This is a genomic window from Thalassospira lucentensis, from assembly GCF_011806425.1.
Taxonomy (GTDB): Bacteria; Pseudomonadota; Alphaproteobacteria; order Rhodospirillales; family Thalassospiraceae; genus Thalassospira; species Thalassospira lucentensis_B.
In genome coordinates, this window is record NZ_JAATOV010000001.1 from 1,068,746 (window position 1) to 1,082,469 (window position 13,724).

The 13,724-nt window shown below is 54.4% G+C and carries 10 protein-coding genes; 9 read left to right on the forward strand and 1 reads right to left on the reverse strand.

All coding sequences use genetic code 11. The features are described from left to right. Positions 1 to 6: 6 nt before the first annotated feature. The 8 genes from HCZ99_RS04980 (at position 7) to rfbC (ending at position 9,908) form a co-directional block, all read left to right on the forward strand. Entirely contained in the window at positions 7 to 789 is a 783-nt protein-coding gene (locus HCZ99_RS04980; protein WP_167445772.1) for a hypothetical protein, read from the forward strand. Between the two features lie 61 nt (positions 790 to 850). Beyond that, entirely contained in the window at positions 851 to 3,046 is a 2,196-nt protein-coding gene (locus HCZ99_RS04985; RefSeq protein WP_167445774.1) for a hypothetical protein, read from the forward strand. Continuing rightward, positions 3,033 to 4,355, forward strand: coding sequence for a glycosyltransferase family 4 protein (locus tag HCZ99_RS04990; protein WP_167445776.1), 1,323 nt, complete (start codon positions 3,033 to 3,035; stop codon positions 4,353 to 4,355). The genes HCZ99_RS04985 and HCZ99_RS04990 overlap by 14 nt, the downstream gene beginning before the upstream one ends. A 38-nt stretch (positions 4,356 to 4,393) precedes the next feature. Then, positions 4,394 to 5,584, forward strand: a complete 1,191-nt coding sequence (locus HCZ99_RS04995) for a polysaccharide pyruvyl transferase family protein (RefSeq protein WP_167445778.1) — start codon at positions 4,394 to 4,396, stop codon at positions 5,582 to 5,584. Positions 5,585 to 5,692: 108 nt separating this feature from the next. After that, the gene (gene galE / locus HCZ99_RS05000) at positions 5,693 to 6,688 is read left to right on the forward strand and encodes a UDP-glucose 4-epimerase GalE (RefSeq protein WP_167445780.1); all 996 of its coding nucleotides are present in this window, start codon (positions 5,693 to 5,695) and stop codon (positions 6,686 to 6,688) included. Positions 6,689 to 6,776: 88 nt separating this feature from the next. Next, positions 6,777 to 7,982: a polysaccharide pyruvyl transferase family protein gene (locus HCZ99_RS05005; protein WP_167445782.1), complete on the forward strand. Its 1,206-nt coding sequence runs from the start codon at positions 6,777 to 6,779 to the stop codon at positions 7,980 to 7,982. A 31-nt stretch (positions 7,983 to 8,013) separates the two neighbouring features. Continuing rightward, positions 8,014 to 9,261: a hypothetical protein gene (locus tag HCZ99_RS05010; RefSeq protein WP_368484228.1), complete on the forward strand. Its 1,248-nt coding sequence runs from the start codon at positions 8,014 to 8,016 to the stop codon at positions 9,259 to 9,261. Positions 9,262 to 9,266: 5 nt separating this feature from the next. Beyond that, a complete protein-coding gene (gene rfbC / locus HCZ99_RS05015; RefSeq protein WP_167445785.1) occupies positions 9,267 to 9,908 on the forward strand; it encodes a dTDP-4-dehydrorhamnose 3,5-epimerase in 642 nt (213 codons plus the stop codon). 115 nt (positions 9,909 to 10,023) lie between these two features. On the opposite strand, the gene HCZ99_RS05020 is transcribed toward rfbC, so the two are convergent. Further along, complete coding sequence (locus tag HCZ99_RS05020) at positions 10,024 to 11,226, reverse strand: aminopeptidase P family protein (RefSeq protein WP_167445787.1); 1,203 nt, start codon at positions 11,224 to 11,226, stop codon at positions 10,024 to 10,026. A gap of 456 nt (positions 11,227 to 11,682) precedes the next feature. Here HCZ99_RS05020 and HCZ99_RS05025 point away from each other — a divergent pair, with 456 nt between their 5' ends. Then, on the forward strand, positions 11,683 to 13,485 hold the full coding sequence (locus tag HCZ99_RS05025; protein ID WP_254869429.1) for a transglycosylase domain-containing protein: 1,803 nt from the start codon (positions 11,683 to 11,685) through the stop codon (positions 13,483 to 13,485). Positions 13,486 to 13,724: the final 239 nt, after the last annotated feature.

Genomic DNA, 13,724 nt, shown 5'->3' on the forward strand with positions numbered 1-13,724 from the left:
GCCACTATGGCTGTTGCCGAAAAACAGACACTGGAAGAAAACCCGACACCGGCCCCGGCATCGACAGGTGCGCAGGGTGGCGAACAACCGGCACCAACCCTTGAAGGGCGGGTAGATGCCATTGATCAGAACCGGCTGTATGGTTGGGTCTGGTCACCGCAAAGCCCAGATGCCCGGATCGAGGTGGTCGTGCGCCTGAACGGTCATGCCCTGCTGCGCGTGACGGCTGAAAATGAACGTGTCGATCTGCGCCGCAACGGTATCGGCGATGGCAAACACGCGTTCGAGGTCGAATTGCCCGATGCCGCCGTTGCCAGTGTCGAAAATCTGTCTGTCTGTGCCGTCATGCCCGGCACCAAGGATGAAATCATCCTGCGCATCCCGTCGCAAAGCGAACAGGAAGCGCACACTGCGCTCAACGCGCCGCTGGGTAAAATCCTTGATCGGTTGGACCGGCTGCTTGCCGCCCAGCACATTTTGCAAAACGGGCAGCGCGAAGCCGCCAAACGCCTGGTCAGCGCGTCAAAGCGCATGGACGAACTTGCCTCGGCCGATGACGGCATCGAAGCCGGTGTGAAGCTGGTGCGCAACGGTCAGGAAGAACTCACAAGTCGGGTGGAAGAACTCGAAGTCTTTCTGGTGCGCTTTGACAAATCGCTGGGCGGGTTTGACGAACGGCTTTCAGTCCTGACAGCCCGCCACACCAATGATCTCAAAACCCCGTTGTTGATTCTGGCCTGCCTGATTGGCGTGACCACCGGATTGGCAATTGGTGCCTTTGTCTGGTGATCGCCATGACGAGGCATTCATCCCCTTTGAAACACATCGATAACAACAAGGAGGCCCGGACATGACAGAACAGCACGGAATGCCACTGGATGGCAGAACCGTCGTCGCCGCCTTGGTCGACGAGGGTCTGGCTTTGATGGTCGGGGTGGGGAACGCCCTGCCGGCAACGATTGATATTTACCTCAATGGCCAGTCTGACGCCAAAGTACAGGCATCGATCATTTCATGGCGTCGTCACGATGCGGACCCCGACAACGCCTATGGCTTTGTCGCCCTCCTGCCGATGAAGGATGTCTCAGCCCGCCGTTTGAAAACCGCCCTGTTCCGGGGGGCGGGCAAACCGCGTGAATACCGCATCGATAATCGGCAGCAACGCATTGAAGCCGTTCTGTCCTCCGTCGCCGATCAATCCGGGCCGGCCTTTGCCACCGTAATCGATGGTTTGATCGAAGCTTTGCTCGCCGGAGATCCGGATAAAAAACGGCTCAGCAAGGTGGCCGCACTGATCCAAAGCGCTGCGCGCAGCAACGGCTTTATCGAAGTGCTGGGCGGGCTGGAAGAAGGCGATGTTTATATCCAGGGCTGGTCAAGCGGCTTCCCCACCGGGCGCACCCGTGTGATTGCCATGGCAGACACACCGATGCTGGCCGAACTGACCAGTGCCGATTTTCAGCGTGATGACCTTGGCGACGAGGCATCTGGCGTGACCGGCCTGATGCTGGGCGATAAGCCGATTAATCCGAAAAAACTCAAACGGGTTTATTTCCGCGGGCGCGATACCTGGCACTCAATCGAGGTGTATCAGCACCGCGTTCTGGTCGCGCCGCCCGATGTTCCGGCCCATATTCGGTCGGTTCTGGATCGTGTGCGCGCACCGGAAAAAATACTGCATAATCTTAAAATGGCCGCACATCGTTTTGATGGCCGCGACACCGTGTCCGAATTGGATCGCCCGGTCCGCATCGGTATTGATTTCTCGCTTCTGATCGAAGGAAGCGGTGTGTTGATTTCGGGCTGGATGTTGGATCCTGACCGCGCGGTCGAAGGTGTATCACTGCGGGTTGGTGGCGAAGTCGTACGGATCGATGATCATTGGACGCGGCAATCGCGCGCTGACGTCACCGATGCTTTTGCCAATGATCCGATGTTTTCGGGCATGAATCCGGCCCGGAATAATCACGGCTTTTTGGTATTTTGTCCGTTGGAAACGACCCCGCCATCCGATCAGGCAACCTATCTTGAACTCGGTATTGCGGATGCCTTTCCGGCCTATTACCCGCTGAACCCGACACGCGCCTCGGCCCGTCAGGCACTTTCAAGGGTTCTGCCGTCGCTTGATCCGCGTTCGGTCACCGCGTCAAACAGCATCGAACGTCAGTTTGGCCCAATGTTACAGGCCATGACCGCACAGCGCCCCTATGCGGTGGATATCCATGATATCGGCGACTTTGACGAAGATGCGCCGGTGACCCTTGTGGTCGGCGTGGATGACACGATCAATGATATTGGCGTCACCATTGCCCTTTTGGGCCTTGATAGTGCCACCCGGCATCTGCCGATTGTTATTGCCGGGCCGGTCGAAAGCTTTGATCAGGTTGGCAGCGAAATCTTGCGCCTTGCCGCGTTTTACAAGCTCAACACCCGGATCGTTTTCGCCGAAGGGATCGAAGACTTCTGCGATGCGCTTGAAGTCGGGGTGGATGCCACCAATTCCGAAACCGTCGGGCTGGTGTCGGCACATATCCTGCCGCGCGATGATGGCTGGTTTGATCAGTTGCTTGCCGCCTACACCAAACGCGGCAACAAAGCCCTCGTTTCACCGACAATCCTGTTTGAAGATGATTCTGTGCGTTGGGCCGGAACCTGGATCAAGGCTGATGCCAATGGCGGGCAATATCTGTCGGATCGCTATGTCGGCTATCCGTGCGCGGTACTTGCCGATGCCCAACCCAGCGAAGTCAGTGCCGGCACGTTTGAATGCTGCATTTTACCGCGCAAGGCCTTCAAGGACAGCGATGGTTTTACCCGTGGCTATATCGGGCCGGGGGAAAAAAGCCTCGACCTTGCGCTTAAGCTGCGCATGGCCGGTACGCCATCCTACTGGATCCCCGATGTCGAAGTACTGGGCAGTGAACAATCCATAAGCAAAGCCCCTGCCTGGGAGGAACTTTCCAATCGTCTTGACCGCTGGGCGTTCGATCGCCGCTGGTCTTTGGTCGTTTCAAACTTGCGGAGCCACAACAATGCCGTCGACTGATTTACGCGTCCTCGTTATTTCGCACGGCCATCCCAGCATCTCGCTGGGCGGGGCCGAAGTGGCCTCCTACAACCTGCACAAAGGGTTGAACAAACTCGATGGGGTCGAAAGCTTCTATATGGCGCGGGTCGGTAATCCCGTCCCGCGTCACGGGGCATCGGCGCTGATGAGTTTGCGTCAAAAGGACAATGAAATCCTCTATCACGCGGAAAACTATGATCATTTCCTGCTATCGAACAGCAGCACCGATGAAATCGATCGGGATTTCCTGCGCTTTGTGACGGATTACGAACCCGATGTCGTGCATTTCCATCACTATCTCGGGCTTGGTCTGGAAACCATCTATGCCATCCGTGAAGCCCTGCCTGAAACCGCGATTTTCTTTACCTTCCACGAGTTTTTGACGATCTGCCACAATCACGGGCAGATGATCAAAAGCGGCGGAACCAAGCTGTGCAACCGGGCAAGTCCGATTGATTGCAATGGCTGTTTCCCCAATATCTCGCCGGCGTCTTTCCTACGGCGGGAACGCTTTATCAAGGCGATGCTGGAACTGGCCGATCACTATGTGTCGCCCAGTGAATTTCTTGCCAATCGCTTCATTGATTGGGGCATGAAGGCTGAAAAGATGTCGGTGATCGAAAATGGTCTCGACATCAATGAACGGGCCAAGGATCGCCCGCTTTCCAAAACTCAACCACGCCGGTCGCGCTTTGCCTTTTTCGGGCAGCTCACGATGTTCAAGGGCGCTGATATCCTTCTGGATGCGGTCGGGCGTGTGCCCGATGAAATCTGGGGCGATGATGCGCGGCTGATGATCTTTGGCGGTAACCTTGATCGCCAACCCAAGGAATATCAGGACAAGGTTCACGACCTTATCGAAAAGGCTGGTGAACGTGTTCGCTTTTACGGGGCCTATCAAAACACGGAAATGCCCAAGCTGATGGAACTTGCCGACTGGACGATCATTCCATCGATCTGGTGGGAAAACTCACCCGTGGTCATTCAGGAAGCCTTCTTCCACGGGCGTCCGATGCTTTGTTCAAACATTGGCGGCATGGCCGAAAAAATCACCGACGGGGTGAATGGTCTGCATTTCCGGGTTGGAAGTGCCGAAGACCTTGCCGATCGGATGATTGAAGTCCTTAGCGACAACAAGATCTGGGATCGCATGCGCGAGGGGCTACCAAGCGTAACGACCTATCAGGAATGCGCCGAGCAACATCTCGCGCAGTATCGGGAGGTTCTGGAAGCGCGCCGTCTGTCTGCAAAGGCTGCGCGCCCGCAAACCGTGGCAAGCACGGCATGAATTCAGAACAAAAACGTGATTAACCAAGGAGAGACAACATGGCGCGCGTTCTCGTAATGATCCCGTCAGGCGAAGTCTACGACCACGACTGCGTCCGATGGTACAACTACCAGGATGTTCAAAAGAGCATCAATCACTACCACAATATCGGCGACGCCTTTGTCTTCGATTCATCTCTTAAACTGATGAATTATGACAAGCTCGGTGTCTTGCCGATTGCCGATCCCAAGATGGAAGACATCGATCGCCTCCGCGAGGAATATGACTATGTCTTCCTGCGCGGGTCGAACTACATCCATTCGGAAATGGACTGGCGCAATACCATAGACGTTCTTAAACGCCTTAAGCTGCCGGTTCTGGGCTTTGGTATCGGGGCGCAGGCCCCGGTCAAAGGCAAGATCGAACTGTCCGAACAGACCAAAACAGTTCTGCACATGATGGCCGATTCCACCACATCCATCGGGGTGCGGGGTGCTTATACCGCACAAGTTCTTTGGGATATTGGCATCACCAACGTGCGGATTGTCGGCTGTCCGACCGCATTCCGGCAAAACAATCCCGAAATGCGCATCAAATTGCCATCGCTTGATAGCGTGAAAAATGTCGGCATTACGCTGCGGCGTGAAGTTTCACCGGCCTATGCGCAGGACATCAAACGCTATCTCACCTTCCATCGTGATCTGGTCAAACATCTCGCAGGTCGGTTCGATGACATGACCCTGATGGCCCAGGGCGAACCCGAAGAGAAGAAGCTCGTCTTTGGCAGCGAGATTCAGCGAGAAGAAGCCATGCAGGCGCTGAAAAATAACGACTGGGTCAAGAATTGGTATCTTGATGACACGATGGAACGCCTTTATCGCGAGAAACTGTTCTATTCCGATGTCGTTTCCGATTACGAGGATCTGGTGCGGACCAAGGATTGCGTGCTGGGCTATCGTCTGCACGGCAACCTGATGGCCCTGTCCAATGGTGTGCCGTCGATTTACTTCACCTATGACAGCCGCACTGTCGAGTTCGCCGAAACCTATCAAATCCCGTCCTATGACGTGTTCTCTGAAAAGGAATTCGTGCTTGAGGATTACTGGAATCAGGATCTGTTCGACAAGTTCAACCGCGCTTGGTTCCAGACCTATCGCGAAATGGAGCAGTTCCTGACGGAAAACAACATCGACCACAAAATGGTCGATGTCATGAAAGCTGAAAAGCAGCCTCAAAGAAAGGTCGCTTGATCCACCCGGTATGGCCGTTCTGGCGTTCCGGATCAGGATCGCCGGGCGGCCGTGCCTTCCAAAAGCTGCCCGAACCAAAATGGGCAACATCAACAAGGAGACACGGCAATGACGGTACTTGTAACTGGTGGCGCAGGGTATATCGGTAGTCACGCAGCACTTGCACTTCTTGATAACGGACGCGATGTCGTCGTGCTGGACGATCTAAGTCAGGGGCATCGGTGGGCTGTGCCCGCCGGGGCGGCGTTTGTCGAAGGTGATTGTGGCGACGAAGATTTGGTGCGCGGCGTTATCGACGAACATAACGTAACCGCGATCATGCATTTTGCCGGTTCGATCATTGTTCCGGACTCGGTCATCTATCCGCTGGAATATTACCGCAACAACACGGTCAATTCGCGTGCTCTTGCCCAGGCTGCTGTTGATGCCGGGGTAAAACATTTCATCTTTTCCTCGACCGCTGGCGTCTATGGCGAACCCAAAAACACCCCGATCGACGAAAGCTTTACCCTTAAGCCGATCTCACCATACGGCAATTCAAAAATGATGACGGAACGGATGTTGGAGGATGCCGCCATTGCCCACGATTTTCGCTATGTGGCACTGCGCTACTTCAATGTTGCCGGGGCAGATCCCAAAGGCCGTGCAGGTCAGACATCGCGCAAGGCAACCCATCTGATCAAGATCGCCTGCCAGACCGCGACCGGCGTGCGGCCGCAAATGGCCATTTATGGCGAGGACTACGAAACCCCGGATGGCACCTGCATTCGCGATTACATTCATGTGTCTGATCTGGCCAATGCGCATGTTCTTGCCCTTGAATATCTCGAAAACGGTGGCGAAAGCGACGTGATGAATTGCGGCTATGGTCGTGGTTTCTCGGTTCATGAAGTGATCAACGCGGTCAAAAAGGTTTCAGGCATCGATTTTGATGTCGAACTGTCCGACCGCCGCCCGGGTGATCCGGCAGCCCTGATTGCTGCAGGTGACCGCATTCGCCAAAAACTTGGCTGGTCCCCGGTTCATGATGATCTTGATGCCATCGTGCGCCATGCCCTTGATTGGGAACAAAACCTTAAAGTCCGCCAAGTAAGTGCGGCTTAGGCACGCATCCCAACGTGCATTTCCAGACACGAGCAAAGGTTCGAACAACGTCAAAAATGACACGAACCAAACCCGCAGGAGATTACTGATGGAACCCAAACTTCCCACCGGGGGGCGTAAGCCCCGCATTGGTGTGCTGATGCCCGCTGGCCGTCTTGAAGGCAATCTTGGTGTTGTCACCCACACCTATAATGATCCGGAAAAGGCAAAGACGTTATTCACCAATATCGGTGACTGCTTTGTCTATGATTCCTCGCTGCGCATTCTCGACTATTCGGAAATTTTCCCGATCTATGTGCCCGCGGACGGGAATATTTCGGAAACCCTGATCGAACAGATCAATCGGCTTGATTACATCTTTTTGCGCGGATCGAACTATATCAACACCAACGGCCAATGGGACCCGATCACAGCGGTTCTTGAAAAAACCAAGGTCCCGGTGATGGCCTTTGGTATCGGTGTTCAGGTGCCCGACAATTCCGACGAGTATGTCAATGAATCGACCAAGCGCTTCTTGCAATTGGTTGCAGATCGCTCGGTATCGATTGGCGTGCGCGGCAATTTGTCAAAGAAGGCGCTGAACTCTATCGGGATCAAAAATGTCCGCATCTTTGGCTGCCCAACGGCGTTCCGTCATTGTAAACCGGAACTGAAGTTGCGTCGGGTGGATGCATCATCGATCAAACGGCTTGGGTTTACTCTGCGTCGCAAGACACATGGTTTCCAGACCCAGCAACGCTTTATGTTGCGAACCCTTGCCGAACGCTATGACACGGAAATCTTGTGTGCGGGCGAACTCGAAGAAAAGCAGATCTATTACGCGCGCTCCAAACAGGTTGAAAATGACGCCGCAGTCATGGCCGACGCGGTCAAAAAGCTGACAGCCGAAAAATGGATCTATGGTCCGATGGACCCGTTGCTTCAGCTCTATAAATCGTCGCTTTCGGTGTTTGAAAGTGTCGCCGATTTCGAACAGGCCGAACAGAACCTTGATGCGGTGACCGGCTATCGCCTGCATGGCAATTTGCTGGCCTTGGCCAACGAAGTGCCCGCCCTTTATGTCACCTATGATACCCGCACCCGTGAGTTCGTCAGAACGCTTGGCATACCGTTCGTGGATGGTCGTTACATGGACAAATTCTCGTTCGAAGAGGCGTGGGACAATGCCGATTTCGACCTGTTCGAAAAGACCTATCAGAAGCGCTTTGGCGATCTGAAAAACTTCCTTGAAGAAAACAGCATGGCGCACCGCTTGGGCAGTTCCCCGACCCCATACGTCGCAGACGCGGCGTGACATTGCTGTTTGGTGCGTGGCGGAACCCCCAGTGACGCCACGCACCACATTTTCTCATTCAATTTTAATGGCGGCAGGTGAAACCTTGCAAAAGCTTCACGTATCAAAACGCATCACGGGCCTATCGGCATTCCTGATCGGATTGGCGGTTGGTGGCATGCTTGGCTGGAACCCGGATGTGCGCGCGGCCGACTTAACCGCGTCTGGCGCGGAAACCGTTATTTTTGATAGCGATGTCACCGGCTGCGACAATCATCATCTACCGGATTCACCCGCCCGTGCTTTTCGCAATGATCAGGGCAAAATGGTTCTTTTTGCCCCGAACTTTCAGAACCGTGCCTTCGTTGGCTATGGCTTTAACAGCCTAAAACCCGATTGCGACAGTCGCTTTAAGGCGGCGGGCAAAGCGGCACCGGATCTTCTTGATGACCGCACCTGGCTTCAGGCGATCTATACCCGTGACGGGCGCAATGTCTATGCCTTGGGCAGTGCCAGTTTCATGCCCTATCGCCATGACATGCCATGTAAGGGGCGCACCAAACGTACCGATTGCTGGATCAATGGGCTGGTGACGCTGAAATCCAGTGATGGTGGCAAGACCTTTGATTATCTGGGTAATCCGCCTCATCACGCACCCTTTCCGCCGCCCGAGCCATATCGCGATGATCGCAAACGCGCGCCAAGCTATGTGACCGTGACCAACATCACCTCTTGGCAGAACTACTACTACGCCATTGTCTGGCGGCGCGCCGATAACTGGGAAGAGTCGCGCAATTGTCTGGTGCGTGCCCCGATTGACGATCCCAAACGATGGGACGTTTGGAACGGGTCGGATTTTGAGATGGCCGCAACTCTGACCGATCAGGGTTGGTCGGCGCGCGAAACCGAATGTGCCCGCGTCGGGCCGGTGGGTGTTTCATCGATCCGTGGTCTGGTGCGCCATGAAGCCACCAACAGCTTCATCACGGTTTATCAGCACCGCATCCGTAAAAAGGGTGAACCCGATAGCGCCGGTTTCTTCTATTCGACCTCGACAGATCTGAAAAACTGGTCTGCGCCGAAACTGCTTTATCGTCAGCCGCTCCGTCGTGATGCGGCCAAAGGCGAGCCCTTTTCGGCCTATCCATCGATCATAGACGAAGACAGCGCAGACCGCTTGTTTGGAACGGTTGATGATGCTGCCAGCCTCCTTTTCGTCCGACTTGTCCCGAAACCCTACAAGGATCGCTGGCGTGTCTCGCGCCAACTGATCCGTGTTCCGATCTCGATCAAGGAGTAAACACAATGCCTGTCGAATTTGATGCGTTTGATATCGAAGGTCCGGTTTTGTTTGTCCCCAACCGACACCGGGATAAGCGTGGTGTTTTTGCCGAAACATTTCGCCATGACGATTTTTGCGAGGTGGTTGGCGAGATTGATCTGGTGCAGGAAAACCAGTCGATCAGCGTGCCGATCAACACCATTCGCGGCCTCCATTTCCAAACCAGCCCCTATGCCCAAGGCAAGCTGATCCGCGTGACACAGGGTGCCATCCTAGATGTCGCAGTCGACATTCGCCCGCGTTCCGCAACTTTTGGCGAGCATATCAAGATCGAGCTGAGTGCGGAAAACTGGTATCAGCTCTGGATTCCGGATGGCTTTGCGCACGGTTTTAAAACCCTGCAACCCGATACTCATGTCATGTACAAGGCATCGAACTATTACAGCCCGGAACATGATCGTGGCATTGCTTGGGATGATCCCGATCTTGGCATTGAGTGGCAACTTCATGGCCAGCAAGCGGTTGTTTCCGACAAGGATAGAAAACAGCCAAGACTGGCAGATGTCAGGCCTGAGGCCCTTGGTCAGATGCCACCAAGTTATGATTTAGCAACGGTTAGCCTGAGCCGGGCAAAGGAAACGGGGTTTGGTGCCAATCCACAGTGACTAGATTGGCTGCCCTCGGTTTTCCCCGTCTCGACTCCCTGTCCGATGCTTCGTTATTCCAAAAACGGGCCCGCAAATGCAGGCCCGTTTTTTATGGCTATAGCGTTAACCGGGATTAACCGATCACGTTAAATTCCGGCCCATATGGATAGCCGGTGATGTTTTCATTGCCGTCTTCGGTGATGACCAGAATGTCGTGTTCGCGATATCCGCCAGCACCGGGTTTTCCTTCGGCAATGGTCAGCATCGGTTCCATACTGATCACCATGCCCGGTTCAAGCACGGTGTCGATATCTTCGCGCAGCTCAAGCCCGGCTTCGCGGCCATAATAATGCGACAGCACGCCAAAGCTGTGGCCATAGCCAAAGGTGCGATATTGCAAAAGGTCGCGTTCCGCAAAATACGCATTGATCTTTTCGGTCACAGCCGCACAAGACACGCCGGGTTTAAGCAGCGATATCCCGTATTCATGCGCACCCACATTGGCTTGCCAGATATTGAGGCTGGCATCATCCACCTCGCCCAGAAATAAGGTGCGCTCAAGCGCTGTGTAATATCCTGAAATCATCGGAAAGGTATTCAGCGACAAGATATCGCCCCGCATAAGTTTGCGCGCCGTCACCGGATTGTGTGCGCCATCGGTATTGATACCCGACTGAAACCATACCCACGTATCGCGATATTCTGCATCGGGGAAGCGCGCGGCGATTTCGCGTTCCATCGCGTCACGTCCGGCCATGGCGATATCAATCTCACGCGCACCTTCTTTGATGGCATCACGAATGGCATAGCCGCCCACATCGGCAACTTGCGCCCCGCTTCGGATTAGGGCGATTTCGGCAGCTGATTTGTGCATGCGCTGGCGCATAGTGTCGGCGGTGATGTCAACACTGCTGGAGGGGGCTAGGAATTCATCGAATAACGCCTTTTGCGCAAGGGTCAGGTGGTCACCTTCAAGGCCAATGACTTTGCCGGTGCCCGTCACGGACCGCACCGCGCGCCAGTAATTGTGACGCTGCCAGTCGGTATAGGTAATGTTGTTTCCATATGACCGGCGCCACGGTTGGGCGGCGTCGATCCCGGCACTGATCGTGACGTTTGCGTCTGCGGTGACCACCAACGCATATGGCCGACCGAAAGCGCAATATAGAAAGCCGGAATAATAGGCGATGTTGTGCATCGAGGTGAAGACACATGCATCTATGCCCCGCGCGTCCATAATGGCACGCAGCTTGCCAAGACGAGTTTCATATTCCGCCGCGTCAAACGGCAGAACGCGATCCCCTTGGTGAAAACGGTAAAATTCAGGACGATCCATTCGCTAAATCCCTCTTTTAGGCGCGGCCTTAAAGGGGATGTGACCTCCCCCTGTCATGGCAACGACAAAGCAAGATCCCGGCGTTCAGGATATGTATGGGTGATGTTGGGAACGCATGCTGCGTTGGCGACGCCATCGCCGACCCTGCCTATCTTATTGCGGACAGAACCTTCATCAGGCAAGCAAAATTCGGCGCTGATTACTCAATCAGAAATTTTGCGCGGCGGGAAAGTCCATACCTTTGTATGATTATTGCGCCATCAAAGTATTTTCTTAACCGCTTGTCGCTTTACTGATGAATAACAATATAACACGACGAGCAACTTACGGGATTCTGGTGTGGCCGACGAAGACGAAGCGCAAACAGGCGGCGGGAGATCCGCAGCCGATTCAGCGATGCAGAAAATAGCTGAACGCGAGATGCGGATCATACGGAAACGCGTAAGGCGTCGGCGTATGATCTTGATCGGCGGGTTCTTGATCCTGACCATCGGTTCGGTCATTGGAATGATGTATTCCATTCAGACGAACCTCGATCTTAGCCGCAACATGATCAGAAGCCCGGAAATCCGTATTCTGGCCTATGACGGTGCGGTGCTGGAAACCGTCGAAGGCCATTATAGTCAGGACGTTTCCCTGACCACGATCCCCGAACGGGTTCAGAACGTATTTGTCGCCGCGGCCGACCCGAATTTTTATAATCATTCGGGCGTATCGGGCAGTGATTTTGCCCGCATCTTTTCGGGCAGCCCGGGGGCGGGTTCGACCATCACGATGAAGGTCGCGCGCAGCTTCTTCCGCACAAAATCCAGCAGTGCCGGTCGGCATTTACAGGAATTCATTGTCGCCCTATGGCTGGAAATGAAATTCAGCAAAAAGACAATCCTGCGCAGTTACTTGGAACGCAGCTATGTCGGGCGCGGCATCTTTGGCATTTCGGCGGCATCGCGCATTTGGTATGGCGGCCCGATTGAACGGGTGACTTTGCATCAGGCGGCTGTGCTAGCCGCAGCCATTAGCGACCCTGTTGCCTTTGATCCGATGCTTCATCCGCGTAAAACCGCCCAAGAAGCCAACGATATTCTGTCAAAACTTGCCCAGTACAAGTTTATGGAAAGTAACAGGGTCTCGGCCCTGGCCTTGCTGGAGCCAAAGCTGAACGTTCAATACCAAGAACGGATCGTGTCGGGCTATCTGATCGATATGGTGCTTAAAGAAGTTGCCGATATCGTGGGCTATAGCAGCCGCGACATTGATGTGGTGACAAGCATCGATCTTAAGGTGCAAAAACTCGCCCAGGACATTGTCCCACAAGTTGCCAATTTGCGTCTTAAACCCCGCGGGGCGAACGAGGTCGCGTTGCTATCCATGAGCCACGATGGCCGTATTCGCGCAATGATTGGCGGGGCGGATTACTCCCCGTTCCAGCGCAACCGCGCGCTCGAAGTACCACAGCTTCCCGGCCGGATGGTCAAGATCGGTACCTATTACTATGCCTTAAATGAAAATAGCGATCCCGCCCAATGGGTGCGCGATAACCGCATGGCGGTGGCTGGTTGGCGGCCAGTTAATCCGGACCATGAATATAAAGGGCAGATTTCACTGCGCGAGGCATTCGTGCGTGACGTGAATACCGTGCCAACAACCCTTGCCGATCAGTTCGGGTTGCTCAATGTTCGTCAATATTTGCATGACATCGGGATTAAAAGCCCACTTTCGACCGATATTCGCACTGTCGTTGGCCTTGATCCGGTGACGTTGGCAGGTGTTGGCGCGCTTCATACCTTGCCGCACAATTCAGGCAAGCCAGCCCAAATCACGATCATCAATACCGTGCTTTACAGCAGCAATGCGCCAGATCCTGAAGTTTTGTACCAGCGCGTTGATCCGGAACAAGAAAAGAAACTGACCGACGAGGCGATCCAAGGGTCTTACGTTCTTTTTGCCAGCGTCACCGATCCGCAATTGCGCTTGGACCGCCCCTTTGCCGGGTATGGCACGGTCGCGGGCGGTGGATCTGATGCTTGGTTTGCCGGGTTTACGTCCGATCTGACGACGGTTGTATGGGCGGGCAATGATGATAACAGCAGAATGGACGTCCGCGGGGATGTAGAGCTTGCGTCTTTGTGGCGGTTATTTATGCTTGATGCCCATGAAGGACTCGCAATCCGTTCAATGGTCCGGGCATCCTCCCAAAGACGCCGCGAAAGCGACGGTGTAACCGATCTTTGGAAACATGACCTTGGCAGAAAAAACTGACAAAACCGTCGCAAAGCGGGGAGACGGGGACTCGCTTCTCGGTTGGGGCTTAAAACGATAAAAACGCCGGCTGACGCGGCTTTTCCGTCTGTCTGACCATCAGGAGAATACTCTTGATGACGCGCACAGACAGATAGATTGCCGTGCGCCCGTATCTGAGTAAAAGGTGCATTTGTGGCCCAAAGACCATTCAAAAGACGAACAAGCGTTCGTAAAGGATCAACTGCCAAACGATCCAA

Coding starts and splice junctions, on each gene's coding strand:
- HCZ99_RS04980 (WP_167445772.1), top strand. CDS start 7: ATGGCTGTTGCCGAAAAACAGACACTGGAAGAAAACCCGACACCGGCC.
- HCZ99_RS04985 (WP_167445774.1), top strand. CDS start 851: ATGACAGAACAGCACGGAATGCCACTGGATGGCAGAACCGTCGTCGCC.
- HCZ99_RS04990 (WP_167445776.1), top strand. CDS start 3,033: ATGCCGTCGACTGATTTACGCGTCCTCGTTATTTCGCACGGCCATCCC.
- HCZ99_RS04995 (WP_167445778.1), top strand. CDS start 4,394: ATGGCGCGCGTTCTCGTAATGATCCCGTCAGGCGAAGTCTACGACCAC.
- galE (WP_167445780.1), top strand. CDS start 5,693: ATGACGGTACTTGTAACTGGTGGCGCAGGGTATATCGGTAGTCACGCA.
- HCZ99_RS05005 (WP_167445782.1), top strand. CDS start 6,777: ATGGAACCCAAACTTCCCACCGGGGGGCGTAAGCCCCGCATTGGTGTG.
- rfbC (WP_167445785.1), top strand. CDS start 9,267: ATGCCTGTCGAATTTGATGCGTTTGATATCGAAGGTCCGGTTTTGTTT.
- HCZ99_RS05020 (WP_167445787.1), bottom strand. CDS start 11,226: ATGGATCGTCCTGAATTTTACCGTTTTCACCAAGGGGATCGCGTTCTG.
- HCZ99_RS05025 (WP_254869429.1), top strand. CDS start 11,683: ATGATCTTGATCGGCGGGTTCTTGATCCTGACCATCGGTTCGGTCATT.